The organism is Sorangium sp. So ce128 (assembly GCF_051525245.1).
GTDB lineage: Bacteria > Myxococcota_A > Polyangia > Polyangiales > Polyangiaceae > Sorangium > Sorangium cellulosum_B.
This window is the reverse complement of record NZ_CP150313.1, coordinates 2,144,127-2,162,786: the sequence shown is the minus strand read 5'-3', so window position 1 is coordinate 2,162,786 and position 18,660 is coordinate 2,144,127. Positions and strand designations below refer to the sequence as shown.

The following is an 18,660-nucleotide window of genomic DNA, read 5'->3' as shown; positions in this document are numbered from 1 at the left end:
GCCCGAGCGCCCCGCTCCGGGGATGGCTCGGGCAGGGCCACTCGAGGGAACGACCATGAACAGGGTAGAGACGAAGTCGCTTTTACTTGGTATCGCCGCCGTGCTGGCCGGGTGCGGGGCCGACGCGATCGAGGAGCCCGCGGGCCCGGAGATCGCCGAGGCGCAAGAGGCGCTGTACGGAGACCTGAACACGAGCTCGTGCACGCTCGCGCAGCGCGACGTGCTCGAGGAAGCCCACCAGGCCGGCCGGCAGATCGCGATGACCAAGGAGTTCGACGCCTGCCTGCGGTACCGGATGATGGAGTGGTACAAGCCCTGTTACCAGGGTAGCGACGATCCGTTCGCGAACGAGCCGAGGAGCACCCAGCACACCAAGGTCCGCAACGTCATGCGCAGCGGCAACGTGGCCGACGTGACGGCCACGTGCACCGACCTGACCGACGCCATCGGCCACGCGCTGTACGACGGGTACGGCGACTCCCACGAGCGGATGGACATCGACAGGGGCTACCTCGACGGCGTCGCCGCCGCCGGGATGAGCGACTTCGAGCGCGCCGGCGTCGCGGGCGTCATCTGGCACGAGGCGATGCACCAGCAGGACTATCGCCATGACAGCTGCGGTTATCCTGAAGGCGAGTACGACCAAGGGCTCCACAGCGTCCCCCACATGGCCGATCGCTGCATGCGCTCGGCCGGCATCCTCGGCCGGGCGAGCGTCTCCGCGGAGGACGGCCGCGCCCAGGAGCTCGGGATCGGCCGCCATCGAGCGAGCTTCGGTCACCTCGGCGGCGTGGGCGACAACAGCATCACGCGCGTGCGCCTGCCGCCCGCGAGCCGGATGCGCTACTGCATCGACGAGGGCGTGAGCGGGACAGGCGGGAGCTGCGCGACGATCGAGAACCCGACCATCGAGTACGGGGGCGCGCACAACGTGCCTGCCGCCTACAGGAACGCGATCTCGTTCGTCGAGATCGAGCCGATGGTGCTGCTCTTCAGCCAGCAGGATTACCGGGGCAGCGTGTCGGCCTTCGGCTACGGGGAGCACCGCGCCAACACCGGGGGTTTTTCCGGGGTCGGCAACGACCAGACGCGCTCCATCTACGTCCCGCCGGGCGCGCGCGTGCGCGTGTGCACGGACGAGGGCGGGACGAGCGGGCACGGCGTCGGGACCTGCCGGTTCTACGATGAGCCGACGCCCACGACCGTGCTCGCGGGCACCTCGTACGCGGAGGTCGTGCGCGTGGTGACGGCCTTCACCGAGAAGGACCTCTATGGCACCCGCGTGAGCTTCGGGGCTGGCCGCTGGGCCGGCGCGGCGCTCAACGCGATCGGCGACAACCGGATCGTATCGCTCGTCGTGCCTCCGTCCCTCACGGCGCGCGTGTGCAGCGACGCCGGCAGCGGCAACACCGGCGCGGGCGCGTGCCAGAGCCACACGCGCACCACGTTCGACCTCGGGGCCGGCCTGGCGAGCGCGGTGTCGTTCCTGGAGGTCACCCCTCCGCAGCTGGGCACATCGACGCTCAGCGTGGTCCGCGCGGCGGGCAGCGGCGCGGGCCGCGTGGTGAGCACGCCGCTGAACCTCGATTGCACCTCGAGCTGCTCTGCCGCGTTCCCGACGCGCAGCGAGGTGATGCTCCTGGCCTCGTCGGCGGGACACGACGTGGTGTTCACCGGGTGCGACAGCGTCCTGGGCAACGGCTGCTTCGTGACGATGTCGGCGGCGAGGACCGTGACCGTGAACTTCGTGCGGAACAACTCGGATGCGTGTTACGACTCGTGCATGGATCTGTGCCGCGAGGACGGCCGGCTCACGCCGAGCCAGTGCGCGCAGTCGTGCGAGTCCGAGTGCCTTTAGCCGCGCCCGCCCTCGTCGCGTGAGCGAGGCGTCGCACCGCGAGACCGAGCCCACGTGAGCTGGAGCTTGGCACGTCCTCCGCCGAGCTGCGCGAGCCGCGCGCAGCAGGCGCGAGCCGCGAGGGATGGCCGAGCCAGGGCAGCGGAGCTCGTCCGCTCTCACCCAGCTCGATCAGCGGACGCCTGGCCCCGCGCTGGGCCTCCGCGCCGCGCCTGACGCGACATTTCTCGCCGGGACGCGAGAGAACGCCTGCTCGCGCACAGGAAGTACAGTACACCCGACAGATGGCAGAGACGTGCGGGATTTGCGGAGGCAAGAAGGTCCGCAAGCAGATCCGCCCGCCGGCGCCCTGATCCCTGGCGCGGCTCGCGGGCGCGGCGGCAGGTCCGGCTTCCGCTGACGTCGGGCGCCGAGCAGGCGCGCCAGCAGCCAGGCCCACCGGCAGCGCCCGGCCACACAGACGCCTGAACATTTGTCCACACCGTGTGGACTATCTGTGGGCAGTGGTCGAGCTAGCACGCCGCCGCAGGCTCACACACGCCACCCCTTCCCGGTGTCCGACGAGAATCGGCGGCTCCGGCGCTGCCTCGGTGGCGGCGGCGATCGTCGTGGACGAGCACGGTCACTCGTCTGCACGAGATCGGCAAGGGATGTCGAGAAGATGTCGAGAAATCGCGGGCAAGGGAACCTCGGTGGGCGCCCGCCATCATCAGGCTTCGCGGGACGATCACGCATTCTCGTACGCCGCAAAAACTCCCATCTGCCGAAAAACGCGGAGGACGAGTGGCTTTCGTGATTGGGCCCGAGCTGCTCGAGCAACCATGGAGGTCATTCATTGATCCTCGGTCTCCGAGCGCCGCCGGCCCCAGGGCCACCGGCGCTGGAAGCCGAGGACCTTTCGCGGATCGCCTCGCGCTCCGCGTGCTCTGAAAGGAACTTTCCATGCGAACTTGCTTGTCGGCAGCGACCGCCGCTGCCCTCGTGCTCCTCGGAGCGTGCGTCGTGGAGGACGCCTACGGGCCCGAAGGGGGGCTCGAGCAACAGGAAGCCTGGGATCAACCGCTGACGGGCGACGGGCTGACCGCCACGCTGACGGTCGCGTCGGACTGGGGGACCGGGTACTGCGCCGACGTCGCCATCCGGAACACGGGAACCACGACGACGACGAGCTGGCGGATCACCACCAACCTGAACGGCTCCACGCTCACGAACGCGTGGAGCGCCACCACGAGCGTGAGCGGGTCGCAGCTGGTCGCCACGCCCGCAGCGCACAACGCGACCCTGGCGGTGGGGGCATCGACGAGCTTCGGGTTCTGCGCCAACGCGAGCGGCCCCTCGCAGCGCCCAGCGCTCACCAGCGTGACGGCGGGCGGGTCCGGCAGCAGCAGCAGCAGCAGCGCCAGCAGCAGCAGCAGCGCCAGCAGCAGCAGCAGCGCCAGCAGCAGCAGCAGCGCCAGCAGCAGCAGCAGCGCCAGCAGCACCAGTGCCAGCACCGGCAGCGGCGGCGCGGGCGGCTCCGGCGGCAGCGGCGGCTCCGGCGGCTCCGGCGGCTCCGGCGGCTCCGGCGGCTCCGGCGGCGCGGGCGGCTCCGGCGGCAGCGGCGGCGCCGCCCCGACCGGGCATTACCAGATGGAGGACCTCGATCGCGGCGTGGTCGCCGTCAAGGTCTCGAACGGCGTCTACGTCGGATGGCGGATGTTCGGTTACGAGTACGACGCAGCGAACCCGAGCGCGATCTCGTACGATGTGTACCGCAACGGCACGCGCATCGCGAACGTCACGAACAGCACCAACACCCTCGATACCGCCGGCACCAGCTCGTCGACTTACACGGTCCGGGCAGTCGTCGGCGGCGTCGCTCAGGCCGCCTCCCCCGCCGCCGCGACCTGGGGCCAGAACTACCTCCGCATCCCCCTCACGGCCCCCGCGGGCGGGACGACTCCATCGAAGTGCGATAACGCCGGCGAGAGCTACTCGTACTCCGCGAACGACGTGAGCGTCGGAGACGTCGACGGCGACGGGCAGTACGAGATCATCCTCAAGTGGGATCCCTCGAACGCCAAGGACAACTCCCAGGCTGGCTGCACGGGGCCTGTTTACCTCGACGCCTACAAGCTCGACGGGCGGCGCCTCTTCCGCATCGACCTCGGGAGGAACATCCGGGCGGGCGCGCACTACACGCAGTTCGTCGTGTACGACTTCGACGGCGACGGCAACGCGGAGATCGCGGTGAAGACCGCTCCCGGCACGCGCGACGGCGCGGGCGCCTACCTCAGCCGAGGTCCCGCGGCCTCCGACGACGACGCGGCGGACTACCGGAACGCCGCGGGCTACGTGCTCACCGGCCCCGAGTACCTGACGGTGTTCAGCGGCGCGAGCGGCGCGGAGCTCGCGACCGTCGCCTTCGATGTGGCCCGGGGGACGGTCTCCTCGTGGGGGGACTCGTACGGCAACCGGGTCGATCGGTTCCTCGCGAGCGCGGCGTTCGTGAGCGACCTCGGGACAGGCCAGGACGCGAGCGGCAAGCCGGCGATCCTGATGGCCCGCGGCTACTACACGCGAGCCACCGTGACCGCCTGGAGCTTCCGCGGCGGCAAGCTCACCCAGATCTGGAAGGCCGACAGCAACGCGAACACCGCCTACACGGGCCAGGGCGCCCACTCGATGGTCGTGGCCGACGTCGACGCCGACGGGGCGCAGGAGGTCATCTACGGGGCCTCGACGATCGACAGCAACGGCACCCGGAAGTGCTCGACGGCGCTCGGGCACGGCGACGCGCTGCACGTCAGCGACTTCGTCCTCTCACGCCCGGGGCTCGAGGTGTTCATGCCGCACGAGGACGGCACCAAGCCGACCTACGACATTCACGACGCGAACTCCTGCGCGATCCTCAAGCAGGGCCCCGTCACGGGGGCCGACACCGGGCGCGGCGTGGCGGGCGACGTGCTCGCGAGCAACGCCGGCGCGGAGATGTGGACCAACTCCACGGGAGGGCTCCTGTCCGCGACCAGCGGGTCGAACGTCGGGAGCCAGCCCGCGTCGGCCAACTTCCTGATCTGGTGGGACGCGGACGAGCTGCGCGAGCTGCAGAACAACACGTCGATCACCAAGTACGGCGGCGGCTCGCTCCTCAGCTGCAGCCAGTGCGCCTCGAACAACGGCACGAAGTCGACGCCGGCGCTCACGGCCGACCTGCTCGGCGACTGGCGCGAGGAGATCGTGTGGCGCGAGTCCGACAATTCGGCGCTGCGGCTGTACACCACGACGAACGTGACGACGCGCCGGCTCTACACGCTGATGCACGACCCCCAGTACCGCATGCAGGTCAGCTCGGAGCAGACCGCCTACAACCAGCCGCCCCACCCGAGCTTCCATATCGGCGGCGGAATGGCGGCGCCCCCGAAGCCGGACATCCATGTGAGGTGACGCGGACGCGCCAGGCGGCGGGTCGGCCCACGCGAGGGTGGTAAAGGAACTCCCCATCGGGGTTCACCAAGCCCGTTCGGTCGCGCTCAAGGTCCAAAACCCGCCCCCCTCCCTCTCATCAATCATCAACGTAATCGTAATCGTAGTCGTGGTCGTGGTCGTGGTCGTGGTCGTGGTCGTGGTCGTGGTCGTGGTCGTCGACGACACGTTCGTGGACGTGAACGTTAGGCCGATACCTTGACCGACGATTGTCGCTGCTCACGAAGAGGGCGCTGGCCGAGAAGAATCGTGGGAGATCAGAGCGGCGACTTCCTGGTGACGTTCACGTTCACGGCCGAGTCGTTGACGACCACGACCACGACCACGACCACGACCACGACTACGACTACGAACTACGAACTACGAACTACGACCACGACCACGACTACGACTACGACCACGACTACGACCAGGTTGGTGGCCGGTGGGGGGCGCCATGACGGCAAGATTTTGTGGTGTTAGGTCACTTCCGGTACTGCGCGAGCGTCAGGCCGGCGTCCTCGGTGCCGTCGGCCACCAGGCCCGCCATGACCCGGGCGCCGGTCTCGTTGAAATGGGTTCCGTCGACCGAGCCGTCCGCCCGGACGAGGAAGAAGTCCTCGCCCGCCGCCACACACCCGATCGAGTTCAGGTGGGCGAGCGTCTTCGCGTTGAGATCGATGACGGCCACGTCCAGCTCGTCTCCGAGCTCCCGCATCGCCTGCGCATAGGCGCTCAGGCCGTTGCCGAATTCGTGGCTGTCCCCGGAGCACGATCGCCGCGGGGGCGGGGTGACAAGCACCGGCGTCGCGGCGCGCTCCTGCGCGCCCGTGATGTACTGCTCGAGGTACGATTTGAAGTCCGTCGCGGGGTCCAGGTAATAGGGAATGGTCTCGCCGTCGTGCTCGTACGTCGCGGTCTTGTTGCTGTCGTTCGTGCCGAACTGCACAAGGAAGTAATCTCCGCTCTGGATGTCCTCGAGGACGTCGTCGAGGCGGCCCTCGTCGATGTACCGGCGCGCGGTCCGGCCGCCGATGGCCCGGTTCTCGACGCGCACCCGCTCATCGAAGAACTCTCCCAGCATCTGGCCCCAGCCCGCCTGGTGAAGGGCGCTGTTCACGTAGGTCTGAACGGTCGAGTCGCCGGCGATGTACACCGTGACATCCGGCAGCTCGGCGCTCCCGCCGCCGCCTTCCGAGCCGCCTGAAGCGCTCGTCGCCCCTCCGGCCGCACCGCCGCCGCCCTCTCCCGCGCCGCCCACACCCGCGGCGCTGGGGCCGGAAGCGCTGCTCGCACCGCCCGCACCGCTGCTGGCGCTTGCGCTTGTGCTGGCGCTGGCGCTGGTGCCGCCACCGCCGCTGCCTGTGGTCTGCGCGGCGGGGTGATCGTCGGGGTCTCCCGAGCTGCAACCCCCCGACGCGAAGCCGATGCCGGCGACGAAAGAATGAAGCACGACGGTCATGAAGATGGTCCGAATTCGCATGACGAGCTCCTGCAGGAAGACAGTGCACGACGAGCACGCGTCGGGTGCGTGCCCGGAGGGACGTACGTGGTCAACGCGGTTGAAGAGACCGCGAAGCGACCACCACAAAGCACCGCTCTGTCCTCCCCACGTGCGCCGAGGCGGCTGCGATCAATCACGCGTCGTTCGACTTTCTCGCGGGCGCCTGGCCGTCGCGTCAAAGCGCAAATTTTCATAACAATGACCATCCCACGGCTCGACGCCAGGCCGACGCGACGCCGTCAGAGCTCGACGCCGAGCAGCACGCCAGGCCGGAAACGGTACCGCGCAAGGACGGTCTCGGTCCCTTGCTCGAGCGCGAGATCGTAGCGGACGCGCGCGGGATCGAGCTCGACGAAGAGCTCCGTGAACAGCCGGACATCGCGGCTCAGCGGCAGCTTGGCGACGGCGCCGGCCACGAGCACGAGCGCGTTCGAGGCGCTCGCCCCGGCGGGGACGAACGACGGCGCGCCAGCGCTGCCTGGCCGCGGCGCCGCCTCGACGTGATCGAGGCCCGCGCCGAGCCGCGCGCCGAGCTCCAGCGGCTTCGCGCCGGGCGTGAGGGCGTAGAGCCAGGAGGCGCCCGCGCGGAGCGCTATCGTGCGGAGATCGAGGCCGATGCGCGGCTCCTCGTAGCGGCGCTCGAACTGGTACTGGATGAGCGCGTCGAGGGCGAGCCGCTGCCGCCCCGAGCTCCCGCCGAGCGCGACGCGAACGCCGGGGCCGTGCGTCCAGCCGAGCTCCGTCGAGTGCACCGTGACGCCGTAGAACGCCCCGAGCTCCAGCGCGCCGCGCAGCGCCGGCGCAGCCTGGCCCGGCGCGCTTCCCGGCGGCGCCGCCTGGCCCGGCGCGCCGCCCGGTGGCGGTGGCGCCGCCTGGCCCGCCGGCGCCGCCTGGCCCGCAGGCGCCGCCTGGCGGAGGACGAGCGCGCGCGCCTGATCCCGATCGAGCGACGCGCGCGCGCCCCCGCGCAGCGACCGCAGCGAGAGCTCCACGACCTGGGCCACGGACTCGCGATCGAGCTCGTCGAAGCCGCCCGAGAGCTCGATCGAGCGCACCAGGAAGCGATCGGCCACGGGATCGGTGAAGTAGAGCGCGGCGCGGCGCGGATCGCTCACGTCGATCCAGCAGGAGAGGGCCACCCCGGAGGAGGCCCGCGCCGCGAAGAGCGCCGCCGCGTCGAACGTCGGCGCGACCCGGAACCGGAGCGTGAACGCGGAGAGCGCCTGAGATTCGAGCGCCGCCCGGATCGCGCCGAGGTTCGGCGCGGGGCCCGTCAGCACGATCTCGACCACCGGCGCGCCGGGCGACGCGGACGCCGCCGAAGGCCCCTCCTCCATGGCCGTGGCGCGCGCCGCGGAGAGCGCGATCGCCGCGGCGACCCCGAGCCAGATCGGCGCTCGCTCCGTGATCACCCTCCGAGCTCGGCGAGGCGGCGGCGGGCGTGCTCGACGTACGGCGAACCCGGGTGCTCCCGGAGCAGGCGCCGCCAGGTCTGCGCCTCGTCGCCGGCGCGCCCGAGCGCCCGCAGGGCGCGCCCGCGGCCATAGAGCGCCTCGACCGCGAGCGGGCGCGGGCCGGCGACGCCGAGGTACCGGTCGAACTGCGCCAGCGCCGCGGCAGGCGAGCCGTCCTGGAGGAGCAGGCCGCCCAGCGACACGAGGGAGAGCGTGGCCTCGGGCGACGACGCGAACCCCTTCTGGAGCGCGCGGTAGAGCTCGATGGCGCGCCGGGAGCGGCCGGCGCGCCGCGCGTCGTTGGCCTCCCGGAACAGCTGCTCCGCCGTCGAGGCGGTCGGAGAAGCGCTCGGCGAGGACGCCGCCGCGCTCGGCCCGCGCTCGGCCTCGCGCGGCTTCGGAGCGGCCGGCGCGAGCTCCGGCGGCGCCGCTCCGGTGGGCGCCGGCGCGGCCTCGCCGTCGGACGGACCGGCCCCGAAAATCTCGGCGGCGCGCGCGCGGGACACCGCCGCGCGCAGCGAGGGATCGAGCAGGCGGGCGCTCCGCCCCATCTCCGCCGCCGGGCGCGGCTGGACGAGCGCCGAGGTCGCGAGCGACACCCCGGCGACGAGGACGGCCGCCGCGGCGCAGAGCCAGGCGCTCCGCGTCCATCCGGCCCAGCGCCGCCCCGCGAGGAGGGTCCCCGGCCGAGCGCCGCCGTCTCCGCGCCGGACGTCGTTGTCGGGCCGCACGGGCGCGCTCGCGAGCCGCACGGGCGCTCCTTCGCGCCGCCGCCGCGCCGGCGCTCCCTCGCAGGGCAGGTCGATCACGGCCCCGCCGATCGCGACGTTCGCGATGCGCGCGAGGAGCTCTGCGTCCCCGGGCTCCGCCGCGCCCGCGGCGTCGAAGTCCAGCGCGAGCACCCAGCTCATCCGGCACGACGCGCAGGTGCCGAGGTGGGCGTCGAGGGCGAGCCGGTCCGGCTCGGTCGCGACGCCGCGGCGCACCCGCGTGAGGAGCTCGCTCCGACAGTCGGCGGTCATGTCTCCCTGCCCCGGAAGAGCTCGGCCAGCTTCGCGTTGTTGGCGAGCGCGCGCCGCAGCGCCTCCTTGCCGAGCCGGAGCCGACTCCAGACCGTGTTCGGAGAGACGCGGGCGAGCGCCGCGATCTCGTCGACCGTGTAGCCAAGCACGAAATGGAGGGCCAGCGCCTCCGCGGTCGCCTCGGGCATCCTGTCGAGCACCTCGAGCACCATCTTACGCCGCCGGCTCGAGACCGCCTCGGCGAACGGCGACGCGCCGCTCTCGTCCGGGGCCACGTCGATCGGCGCGCCCGGCTCGTCGAAGCGCGCGCGCACGCTGAGGCGCCGGCGCGCGCCGAGCGCGGTCATCACGGCGATCCGGTTGGCGAAGTGGAGCACGGTGCACTCCGCGCGAAAGGACGGCAGCGCCTGGAGCAGCGCGAGCACGGCCTCCTGGGTCACGTCCTCGACGTCGGGGTGATGCGGGCCGAGCACCTTCCGCACGCTCCGCAACATGGCGCCGCCGAGCTCGGTGATGAGCGTGCGGATGGCCGCCGGATCGCGCCCCGCGGCGGCGCGCGCGAGCCCGAGCAGCTCGTCCGCCCGCGGAGGCGCCCCCTCCGGCGGCGCGTGGAGGTCAGTCACGGGCTTTCGCATTCTGGCGACGACGGTGGAGTCCATGAGTCCCGATCAGCAGGGCGCGCAGCGCGGAGCCCGGCGGCGGTGGCGCGACTAGGGCCCTCCGGAGCGCGGAAAGCCGTCGGTGTCCCACGCCAGATCGGAGATCCGCAGCGTGGGGGCGCCGTTCGATTGCGCGTCGTAGGCGTGATAGACGTTGTAAGCGCGATCGCCGGAGAACAGCACGGCGTTGTGCCCGGGCCCTCGCCAGCGGGAGCCTCCTTCCACGATGATGCTGCCGCCGCCGGACATCATCGGTGTCCCCTCCTTGTCGACGTACGGGCCTGTGATGCTCTTCGAACGACCGACGGCGATCTTGTACGTGCTGTCCGTCCCACGGCAGCAGGCGTCGAACGAGACGAACAGGTAATAGAAGCCGCAGCGCCGGACGATGAAGGGCGCCTCGAGCGCCCCGCGGGCGTCGGGGCGGGCGGCGAGGGCGTGGAGCTCCTTGTCGGCCCGCTCCCCCGACGGGGCGAGCTTCACCATCTTGATACCGCCCCAGAAGCTCCCGAACACGAGCCACGGCGTCCCCTCCTCGTCCATCGCGACGTTGGGATCGATCGCGTTCCAGTCGTCCCGCGCCGCGCCGTCGTTGGAGCAGATGGCGGCGCCGCGGTCCGTCCAGGGACCTGCCGAGTCGAGCGATGCCTTCGTCGCGTGCCCGATGCACGACCGGTTGCTGCCGAACGTGGAGGCGGAGTAGTAGAGATGGTAGGTGTCGCCGAAGCGCGAGATATCGGGCGCCCACAGGTCGCTCACGCCCGGAACCCTCTGTTCCAGCCAGGCAGGCTTCGCGTCGAACACCCGACCGGCGGCCTGCCACGCGGTGAGGTTCGACGAGCTCTTCATCGGGAGCCTGTCCCCCGTCTGGAACAGGTAGTAGCGGTCGCCGGCCTGGATGATGGCCGGGTCGTGGGTCCCCAGGTTCCCGGACAGGGGCAGCGCCTCTGGCGGGCTCGCCGGGTCGTAGAGGGCATCGGCGCACCTGTCCGCGGCCCCTCCCGCGCCGCCGCTCCCGCCCGCGCCGCCGCTGCCGCCAGCGCCGCCGCTGCCTCCGGCGCCGCCGCTCCCGCCCGCGCCGCCGCTCCCGCCAGTGCCCCCGGCGCCACCCACCCCGGACGTCGCGCTCGGATGGCCTCCCGCGCCGCTGCTCGCCGTGGTGGAGGAAGCGGTGGTCGTGCCGCCGGCGCCGGTGGCGCCGCTGTCCTGGCCGCCTGACACGGAGCCCTGCGCCGAGGGCTCCGTGCTGCAGCCCGCGAGCGTTGCGACGACGCCTATCAGGAGGCTCAACGTGGGCGAGGACACCCGTCGCCGCCGTGATCGGCAAAGCGTGAGACGCATCGTGAACTCCTGAGGATCCATGGGCGGATCATCCGTCGAGGTGCTGGCCATGAGGTCGGCTCGATGTCCTCCGGGACGAGTCGTCCCGCTCTCCCACGTGGGCCGGAGCGCCCACGATCAACCATGGGTTGCTCGAGCTTCTCGTGGAGCGTCAAAAACCGTCTTCGCAGAAATTTTACACCGAGACGGCGATGCCACGAATCATCGTGCGACGCGCCGAGCTTCGTAGATGTCGGCCACCCCGCTCCGCGTCGACGCGAAGAACAGGACGGCCCCGTCGGGCGAGAGGTGTGGATCGGTGTCGCGCTCTGCGGGAAGGTTCAGCGGCTCACCGAGCGACTCCGCCTCTTCGAAGGCCGCCTCGGTCGACGGCCGTCGCGCCCAGAACAGGTCTCCTCCGCCCTCGCGGCTCGATCGGAGCAGGATCTGGCGGCCCTCGTCGAACAGGAACGGAGCGTGCTCGTCGCCCGCGCCGTCCAGCCCGGCGAGCGGGGCGAGCGCGCCCCAGGGGTCCTCCGGGCGTTCGCGCGACGCGATCGCGATGTACGTCTCGGCGCCCGGGGGCTCGACGCCGACCACGACGCGGAGCTCGGAGGGATCGACGTGGGGGGACATCACCTCGCCGTCGCCGGCGACGAGCGCGTCCACGCGGGCCGGCGCGCCCCACGGGTCGTCTCGGCCGGCGCGCTCGGCGCGCCAGATGCCCTTCGGAGCGCGCTCGCTGAAGAACCAGATCTTGAGCCCGTCCTCGGAGACGCAGGGGGTGTCCTCGACGCTATCGGCGCTGTTGAGCGCCTCCACGGCGCGCGGCGCCTCCCAGGGCGAGCCTGGCGCCGCCCGCCGCGACACCCAGATATCGCGGCTGCCGCTGCGATCGGACATGAAGTAGATCTCGAGGAGATCGCCTGTCAGCGTCGGGTCCTCTTCCCTGGCGTCGCTGTTCAGCTCCGCCACCGCCGCCGGCGCATCGAACGTCGGCCGCTCCGGCGCGCCCGCCGCCCCCCCTCCCCCGCCCTGCCCCGGCGCGAACACGCCGATCACGAAGCGCTGGTCCTCGCACCCCGCCCCGCCGAGCGCGAGCGCGAGCCCGCACGCCACCGTGATCCCCCGGGACCGCCACCTCATCCACCCCCGTTCATACGCGCCCATGTGCGCTGGATCGAGCCCCGTCCCTGGCGACGCGGGCGGGTCGCCTCACCCGACGCCGGCCTCGCTCGGCGGCGCGACGGCCGCGTCTTCCCCGGCGGCCTGGAGCGGCACGCGGGGGAACCACAGCGCCGCGATGAAGCCGGTGACCCCCATGGCCGCGATGATCCAGAACACCGTGGTCAGGCCGGACGTGAGCGCCTCCCCGAGGTGCTGGAGGATCGACGGATCGAGGCCGCGCGCCCCCTCCGCCGTCAGGAGCCGGCTCGCGGCGTCCGCGGGGATCGACGGGTCCTTCGCGAGCTGGGCCGTCAGGACGCCGCCCATGACGCCCACCGCCACGACGCCGCCGAGCAGCCGGGAGAACATCGTGCTCGCGGTGGCGATCCCCCGCTGATCCCACGCGACGCTGCTCTGCACCGCGATGAGCAGCGCGACGTTGGACAGCCCCATGCCCACGCCGAAGACAAGCGTCGTCGCGCGGAGCATCAGCGGCGTGTCGTGCGCCCCGCCGAGCGCGAGCGCGAGCCCCGCCGTCGCCGTGACGCCGAGGCCGATCCAGATGAGCGGGCGGAACCCGACCCGGGGGATGAGCCGCCCGCCGATCGCGCTCGCGACCGGCCAGCCGATGAGCATCGGCGCGATGGCGCTGCCGGCGTCGGTGGGGGTGCCGCGGAGCACGCCCTGCACGAAGAGCGGCACGAACGTGATCGTGCCCATCATCGCGCCGCCGAGGATCGCGCCGGCCACGTTGGAGATGAGCATCACCGGGCGCCGGAAGAGCGGCAGCGGGATCATCGGCTCGGGGGCCCGGCGCTCGACCGCGAAGAACGCGGCGAACAGCGCCGCCGACGCGACCGCCGCGAGCAGCGTCGTCTCCCCGCCCAGCCTCCCCGTGGCGAGCAGCAGCGCGACCACGCCGGCGGACAGGAGCGCCGCGCCGAGGAAATCGAGCTCGTGAGGCCGCCTGTCGATGCGCTCGTGGAACGAGGTCGCCACGAGCGCGACGGACGCAACACCGAACGGGATGTTGACGTAGAAGACCCAGCGCCAGGAGAAATAGTGCACGATGAGCCCGCCCACCATCGGGCCGATGATGCCGAACAGCCCCCAGGCGGCCCCGAAGACGCCCTGGATCCGCGCGCGCTCCTTGAGATCGAAGATGTCGCCCGAGATGGTCATCGCCATCGGCTGCATCGCCCCGGCGCCGGCCCCCTGGAGGGCGCGGAAGGCGATGAGCTGCGGCATCGTTTGCGCCGCGCCGCTCGCGATCGAGCCGAGCAGGAAGACGGCGATGCCGAAGAGCATGATCGGCTTGCGGCCGTAGATGTCCGACAGCTTGCCGCAGATGGGCACCAGCACCGACGAGGTGAGCAAGTAGGCGGTGGTGACCCAGGCGTACTGGTGAATCCCGCCGAGATCGCCGATCACGGTGGGCATGGCGGTGGCGACGACGGTCGATTCGAGGGCGGCCATGGCGAGGGCCAGGATCAGCCCGGCGACGGTGAGGGCGCGGTGCGTCTTGCGTTCTGGAGCCATGCAGGTGGTGGATGTGGTGTGGATGAGCCGGCGCGGCAAGCGGGACGCCGCGCCGCGCCGCGCGTCGGGGCGGAAGGCGCGGCGAGCGCGCCGTGAGGCCCCCCCGCCGCTCGCGCGGTCGGCGACCGCTGTCGGGACAAGATGAGCGTCAACGTCTTGTGCAGAGAGCTCGTCGCATGACGAGCGCCCGGGGTGGGTCCCGTAGAGGGGGCGGTGCGACGGGCGAGGCTTAACCGCGCTGCTTCACGCGGCGAGCACCGACGACCGGGTCATCACCTGGCTCACGCCGTCCGTCTCGGGGTCGGCCACGGGGGCGCTCACGGGGTGCGCGAGGGCATAGCGCAAGAGCTCGTGTGTCCACGGCTCGAATATCGTGAACACCTCGTCCGCGAGCGCGATGTACCGCGCGCGCGTCTCGGCGTCGAGCGGGATGCGCGCGAGCTCGGCGTGGTCGGCGTTCACCGCGTGGCCCGACTCGCGCTCGAAATGGAACGAGCCGCAGTAGCGCAGCTGCGTGTCGAGGCGCTTCTCCAGGGCCTCCGCCAGGGGAAGCATCGCCCCGAAGAGCACGTTGCCGGTCTCTTCGATCGCCTCGATGATGACGAGCCGCTCGAGGCCCGTCGTGCCCTTGATGAGCGCGGTGAGCCGCGCGGTGAGGATCCGATTCTGTATCGTCTCCTCACCCCAGAGGAAGTGCAGCAGGTCCGTGCTCCGGCCCTCGACGTCGTAGCCGAGCTTGGACAGATCCTCCAGGTACCACGGCCAGTGATGGTCGTCCTCGCGAGTGTGGGCGTTGACCATCTCTTGGTATTTGTCCGCGGCGTGCTCCTCCCGTAATACGAATTTGTTCAGATCACCGAAGCTCAGGATGAAGTACGCCATGCATGGATAGAACGCGAGCCGCTCGCTCGGATCGAGCAGTTCGTTACGCATGTGCTCGAACAGGGGTAGACGAGCGTATGCCTGCTTCTTCTCGAAGATGTGCCGCAAGACCTGCCGCATGAGCGATCTCCTTTTCGGCTGTGGGGTGTCAGTTAGTTGAACAATCCCTCTGTTTGCGTGAACCAAGCGCCGTGAGCGCCTCGAGAAGCCTCAAGGCAAGATCACGACGCACCGAGCATGGACGCTGCTGGACCTCACCTCGGTTGAAATCCTGCGCTCTCCCCTCGCGCTGCATTCCGAGCTCGATTGCTGCTCGATTACTGGAATTTTCCACCAACCACCTCAGACGTTTCTGCAACGCTGCGGGGTGCGTCCAGCCGGTGCATCCACTGTAGCGCAAGCCCAACGTAAGTTGCACCCACAATTTTGGGATCACCATTCAAATTTGAAACGGCGGCCGGTGGGCGAACCGGCGCTGAGGTGCGATACGGCTTGCGACGTTCGCGATTGGCTGACGATTGATCCTGCGGGACGCCCGAGAGCACGTGGCGACTCAATGGACCGAATGTGGAAGCGGGCCGTGGTCATTGCCTCGTCCCATATCTCCCCCGCCTTCACATGGGGCGCATGTCGCGGCTCCCAGTGTTCTGGTGGGGTGCTGGCTGGTCCCACACGCGCGTACCTGAACGATGGCGCGCCGGTATCGACGGCGCCGACCGAGGACGGCCGCCGCGAAGGTGCAGCCAAACAGCTTGAATGCCGGCCGTCGAGGCATGTAACTTGCCAGTTGTCCGTGAAAGACCAACACGACTCAGCTCTGATGGTGGAACCCGAGAGCCGCGCGCTCCCGAAGAGCGGACCCATGCGGGCGGAGATCGTGCGGCTGGTCCGTGAGAAGCGCTACGAGGAGGCGCTGGCGGTGCTGTACCGGGCGCGCTCGGAGTCGCCCGGCGATCGCGAGCTGCAGGCGAGCATCGAGCGGATCAAAGAGTTCCTCGCCGGCGCCTACGCCAAGCGGCTCGGCGGCCTCGATCAGGTGGCGGGACCCATCCCGGTGTCGGCGGGTCGCTCGCCCGACGCGCTCCTGGTGGCGCGGTACATCGACGGCGCCTCGACGTTCGACGACATCATTCAAATGTGCCCGCTCGGGCGGCTCCGCACGCTGCAGGTGCTGGTCGGCCTCTACACGGGGAGGGAGGTGGCGTCGCCGTTCAGCGACCGGCCGTCGGTCTCCTTCAGGCCGCAGCTGGACACGCTGCCGTCCGAGGCCGGCGCCGATCCGGGGCCGCCGACCATGCCGGAGCGCGGTCTGGATCGGCGACCGCCGGGAGCTCCCCCCGCGAGCGCGCCAGCTCCCCCCGCGAGCGCGCCAGCTCCCCCCGCGAGCGCGCCGTTCACGCCACGGGTGTACGAGACCGAGGAGGATCGGCTCTACCGCGAGGCGTTCGCCCGCGGCACCGCCGCGTTCGTGCAGCGCCGCTACGACGCTGCGATCGAGGCGTTCGAGGCGTGCGCGCGCATGCGCCCGGGTGATACGGCGTCGTCGGTCATGCTGCGCCGAGTGCGGCGCGACACGGGAGGCTGATGGCCATCGTCGTGGTCGCCGTTCCCGATCTGCGCGAGCGCATGCGGTGCATCCGCGTCATCGCCGGGCAGGCGCCGGTGAGCGCCCTCGGCGCCGCGACCTGGGAGGAGCTCGATCAAGCCCTCGATGGCGTGCAGAGCGCGGAGCTCATCATCTATGCGCCGTCGCTCCCGGGTGGGCCGGAGGACGCCGTCGCGCAGCTCCTCCGCCGCACGGCGCGGCTGGTGCTCGCCGTCAACGATGGCGTGGAGGTCCCGGGAGCGGCGAGCACCACGCGGGTGACGTGGCCCATCGCCGAGGAGACGCTCATCCTCATGGCGCACGCCGCGGGCGCGCAGTCGGCGCCGATCGGGATGAACTTCGTGCCCGTCGACTTCTTGCAGATGATCTGCATGTCCGGCGAATCGCACGTCCTCGTGGTCAGCAACGCGAGCGCCGACGTGGGTCTGATCGAGGTGCGGCGCGGCCAGGTGTGGACGGCGTTCGACGGTCTCGGCGTGGGTGAGGAGGCGTTCGCGCGGCTCATCCGCCCTGAGATGCGTGTGCGCGTCACCCCGGCCGTCGGCTCGACGAAGGAGCGCACCATCTTCAAGGATCTGGCGGAGCTGGTGCTCGACTCGCTGCGCCGGATCGACGAAGGCAGCGTGGAGGCGCCGCCGCCGATCTCGTCGCGGCGGATCGAGATCGCGCTCATCTCGCCGGAGCAGCGCGCGGCCCGCATCAAGCAGCTCAATTCCGACGCGCGGCGCCTCTTGATGGAACGCAGCTACAGCGAGGCGGCCTGCGTCCTCATCGACCTCTCGACGCTCGACCCCGCATCCAGCCTCGTGCGCGCTAACCTGGAACAGCTACGCAAGCTCGGATACCCCAAATGACCCGATCCATCGCATTCGCCAGCCTCAAGGGCGGAGTCGGAAAGACCACCGTGGCGCTCAACTGCGCCTTCGCCTTCGCGCGCCGAGGCGCGCGGACCCTGCTCGTCGACACGGATCTGCAGGGCGCCATCGGCATGTCGCTCGACGGCGTCAGCGACCGGCCCGGCCTGGCCGCGAACCTCGCGCGAGGCGGCCCCCCGCTCGAGGGTCTGGTGAAGACCCGGCTCCCGGAGCTCTGCCTCTTGCCCATGGGCCCCGTCGACGCGCTCGATGAGGATCGCTTCGCCATCAACGCGCGCGAGGCCAACATCGTGGGGCGCATCCTGGAGCACAGCCAGCGCGACTTCGACCTCGTCCTCTTCGACACGCCGGCCGGGCTCGGCGGGATGTCGCGCATCGCGCTGGAAGAGGTGGACAGCGTCATCGCCGTCGCGCAGTGCGAGCCGCTCGCGCTGCGGGCCATGCCCCGGCTGCTCGAGCTCCTGGCGCGGCTCCGCGACATCGGCTCCGCCTGCTCCCTGCTCGGCGTGGTCGGCACCATGAGCTCGTTCCGCGATCCGGTGCTGCTGGCCTCGCTGGAGGAGCTGTGGTCCCTCTACCGCGATCAGGTCTTCGACACCGCGGTCCCGCGCGACAGCACGTTCCTCCAGGCGAGCCGCGCGGGCGTGCCGCTCGGCCTGCTCAGCCGCCGCCCTCCGGCGGTCTCCGCGGTGTTCGACAAGCTGGTGGCCGAGATCGAGGAGCGCCTGGGCTCCAATGCAGGAGGCGAGGATGACGGTCCGATCCGTCTCGTGGACTGACGCGCAGCGGGTGACCTCGCTCCTCGCGCGGGTGACCGCGACGCGGTCGCGGGAGCCCGCGACGCTCGTGACCGCCATGGGGGCAGCGCGCGCCGGCGCGCCGGGGAAGGCGGCGCCCGTGCCGGCGAAGGCCGCGCCCAAGGAGGTGAAGGAGGTGAAGGAGGTGCCGCGCCTCGTTCAGACCTCCGACAACCCGGCCGATCGGCTCGACGCGCTCGTCGCCTGGACGCTCGATCACCATCCGTGCGTGGGCGCCTTCGTGGCCGACGACAACGGCCTCACGCTGGCGGCGCACGGCATCTCCGAGGCGCACGTGTCCCTCGTGGGGCCGCTGCTCTCGGCGCTGGTCGGCGTCCGCTCCATCCCCGGCGTCGACGCCACGGCGGGCGCGCTCTGGCTGGGCGCGCAGATGATGTCCTGGGTCGAGGCGCGCACGACGCGCGGCGGCTTCTGCCTCGGCACCGTCGGCGACGAGGCTCTCTCCACGCGGTCGTTCGAGCAGCTGAAGGAGGCGCTCGCGACGACCCTGCGCGGGCTGTAGTACATCCGGG

General features: G+C 71.2%; 16 protein-coding genes. 8 read left to right on the top strand and 8 right to left on the bottom strand.

Annotated features, from left to right (window positions below):
* Positions 1 to 55: 55 nt before the first annotated feature.
* The 4 genes from WME82_RS08435 (at position 56) to WME82_RS08420 (ending at position 5,763) form a co-directional block, all read left to right on the top strand.
* Positions 56 to 1,858 carry a hypothetical protein gene (locus WME82_RS08435; RefSeq protein ID WP_438042405.1) on the top strand — a complete coding sequence of 601 codons (1,803 nt, stop codon included), beginning with the start codon at positions 56 to 58 and terminating at the stop codon, positions 1,856 to 1,858.
* A gap of 942 nt (positions 1,859 to 2,800) precedes the next feature.
* Positions 2,801 to 5,284 carry a cellulose binding domain-containing protein gene (locus tag WME82_RS08430; RefSeq protein ID WP_438042404.1) on the top strand — a complete coding sequence of 828 codons (2,484 nt, stop codon included), beginning with the start codon at positions 2,801 to 2,803 and terminating at the stop codon, positions 5,282 to 5,284.
* Positions 5,285 to 5,321: 37 nt separating this feature from the next.
* Entirely contained in the window at positions 5,322 to 5,525 is a 204-nt protein-coding gene (locus tag WME82_RS08425) for a hypothetical protein (RefSeq protein WP_438042403.1), read from the top strand.
* A gap of 7 nt (positions 5,526 to 5,532) precedes the next feature.
* Positions 5,533 to 5,763 (top strand): hypothetical protein, encoded by a 231-nt coding sequence (locus WME82_RS08420; protein ID WP_438042402.1) that lies wholly within the window; start codon positions 5,533 to 5,535, stop codon positions 5,761 to 5,763.
* A 23-nt stretch (positions 5,764 to 5,786) separates the two neighbouring features.
* Here the strand turns inward: WME82_RS08420 and WME82_RS08415 are convergent, their stop codons facing one another.
* The 8 genes from WME82_RS08415 to WME82_RS08380 all read right to left on the bottom strand — a co-directional run bounded on the left by WME82_RS08415 (position 5,787) and on the right by WME82_RS08380 (position 14,969).
* Complete coding sequence (locus tag WME82_RS08415) at positions 5,787 to 6,785, bottom strand: rhamnogalacturonan acetylesterase (protein WP_438042401.1); 999 nt, start codon at positions 6,783 to 6,785, stop codon at positions 5,787 to 5,789.
* A 260-nt stretch (positions 6,786 to 7,045) separates the two neighbouring features.
* A complete protein-coding gene (locus tag WME82_RS08410; protein ID WP_438042400.1) occupies positions 7,046 to 8,218 on the bottom strand; it encodes a hypothetical protein in 1,173 nt (390 codons plus the stop codon).
* Positions 8,215 to 9,282 carry a tetratricopeptide repeat protein gene (locus WME82_RS08405; RefSeq protein ID WP_438042399.1) on the bottom strand — a complete coding sequence of 356 codons (1,068 nt, stop codon included), beginning with the start codon at positions 9,280 to 9,282 and terminating at the stop codon, positions 8,215 to 8,217. The genes WME82_RS08410 and WME82_RS08405 overlap by 4 nt, the downstream gene beginning before the upstream one ends.
* The gene (locus tag WME82_RS08400; protein ID WP_437550779.1) at positions 9,279 to 9,905 is read right to left on the bottom strand and encodes an RNA polymerase sigma factor; all 627 of its coding nucleotides are present in this window, start codon (positions 9,903 to 9,905) and stop codon (positions 9,279 to 9,281) included. Before WME82_RS08400 ends, WME82_RS08405 begins: the two co-directional genes overlap by 4 nt.
* An 87-nt stretch (positions 9,906 to 9,992) precedes the next feature.
* Positions 9,993 to 11,246 carry an arabinan endo-1,5-alpha-L-arabinosidase gene (locus tag WME82_RS08395; RefSeq protein WP_438042398.1) on the bottom strand — a complete coding sequence of 418 codons (1,254 nt, stop codon included), beginning with the start codon at positions 11,244 to 11,246 and terminating at the stop codon, positions 9,993 to 9,995.
* A gap of 237 nt (positions 11,247 to 11,483) precedes the next feature.
* Positions 11,484 to 12,407 (bottom strand): hypothetical protein, encoded by a 924-nt coding sequence (locus WME82_RS08390; protein ID WP_438042397.1) that lies wholly within the window; start codon positions 12,405 to 12,407, stop codon positions 11,484 to 11,486.
* A gap of 69 nt (positions 12,408 to 12,476) precedes the next feature.
* Positions 12,477 to 13,967: an MDR family MFS transporter gene (locus tag WME82_RS08385; protein WP_438042396.1), complete on the bottom strand. Its 1,491-nt coding sequence runs from the start codon at positions 13,965 to 13,967 to the stop codon at positions 12,477 to 12,479.
* A 243-nt stretch (positions 13,968 to 14,210) separates the two neighbouring features.
* Positions 14,211 to 14,969, bottom strand: coding sequence for a hypothetical protein (locus WME82_RS08380; protein WP_437869765.1), 759 nt, complete (start codon positions 14,967 to 14,969; stop codon positions 14,211 to 14,213).
* A gap of 742 nt (positions 14,970 to 15,711) precedes the next feature.
* Between WME82_RS08380 and WME82_RS08375 the strand changes: the two genes are divergently transcribed.
* The 4 genes from WME82_RS08375 to WME82_RS08360 are packed head-to-tail and all read left to right on the top strand — an operon-like array spanning position 15,712 to position 18,650.
* Positions 15,712 to 16,434, top strand: coding sequence for a TRP-like protein (locus WME82_RS08375; RefSeq protein WP_437744965.1), 723 nt, complete (start codon positions 15,712 to 15,714; stop codon positions 16,432 to 16,434).
* Positions 16,434 to 17,309, top strand: a complete 876-nt coding sequence (locus WME82_RS08370) for a DUF4388 domain-containing protein (RefSeq protein WP_437744964.1) — start codon at positions 16,434 to 16,436, stop codon at positions 17,307 to 17,309. The genes WME82_RS08375 and WME82_RS08370 overlap by 1 nt, the downstream gene beginning before the upstream one ends.
* Complete coding sequence (locus WME82_RS08365) at positions 17,306 to 18,109, top strand: ParA family protein (protein WP_437550767.1); 804 nt, start codon at positions 17,306 to 17,308, stop codon at positions 18,107 to 18,109. Before WME82_RS08370 ends, WME82_RS08365 begins: the two co-directional genes overlap by 4 nt.
* Complete coding sequence (locus WME82_RS08360) at positions 18,081 to 18,650, top strand: hypothetical protein (protein WP_438042395.1); 570 nt, start codon at positions 18,081 to 18,083, stop codon at positions 18,648 to 18,650. Before WME82_RS08365 ends, WME82_RS08360 begins: the two co-directional genes overlap by 29 nt.
* Positions 18,651 to 18,660 lie beyond the last annotated feature (10 nt).

Bases quoted from the DNA above. Each gene is read 5' to 3' on its own strand.
- WME82_RS08360 (WP_438042395.1), top strand. From the start codon at position 18,081: ATGACGGTCCGATCCGTCTCGTGGACTGACGCGCAGCGGGTGACCTCG.
- WME82_RS08390 (WP_438042397.1), bottom strand. From the start codon at position 12,407: ATGAGGTGGCGGTCCCGGGGGATCACGGTGGCGTGCGGGCTCGCGCTC.
- WME82_RS08385 (WP_438042396.1), bottom strand. From the start codon at position 13,967: ATGGCTCCAGAACGCAAGACGCACCGCGCCCTCACCGTCGCCGGGCTG.
- WME82_RS08415 (WP_438042401.1), bottom strand. From the start codon at position 6,785: ATGCGAATTCGGACCATCTTCATGACCGTCGTGCTTCATTCTTTCGTC.
- WME82_RS08435 (WP_438042405.1), top strand. From the start codon at position 56: ATGAACAGGGTAGAGACGAAGTCGCTTTTACTTGGTATCGCCGCCGTG.
- WME82_RS08375 (WP_437744965.1), top strand. From the start codon at position 15,712: ATGCGGGCGGAGATCGTGCGGCTGGTCCGTGAGAAGCGCTACGAGGAG.
- WME82_RS08380 (WP_437869765.1), bottom strand. From the start codon at position 14,969: ATGCGGCAGGTCTTGCGGCACATCTTCGAGAAGAAGCAGGCATACGCT.
- WME82_RS08365 (WP_437550767.1), top strand. From the start codon at position 17,306: ATGACCCGATCCATCGCATTCGCCAGCCTCAAGGGCGGAGTCGGAAAG.
- WME82_RS08405 (WP_438042399.1), bottom strand. From the start codon at position 9,282: ATGACCGCCGACTGTCGGAGCGAGCTCCTCACGCGGGTGCGCCGCGGC.
- WME82_RS08430 (WP_438042404.1), top strand. From the start codon at position 2,801: ATGCGAACTTGCTTGTCGGCAGCGACCGCCGCTGCCCTCGTGCTCCTC.
- WME82_RS08370 (WP_437744964.1), top strand. From the start codon at position 16,434: ATGGCCATCGTCGTGGTCGCCGTTCCCGATCTGCGCGAGCGCATGCGG.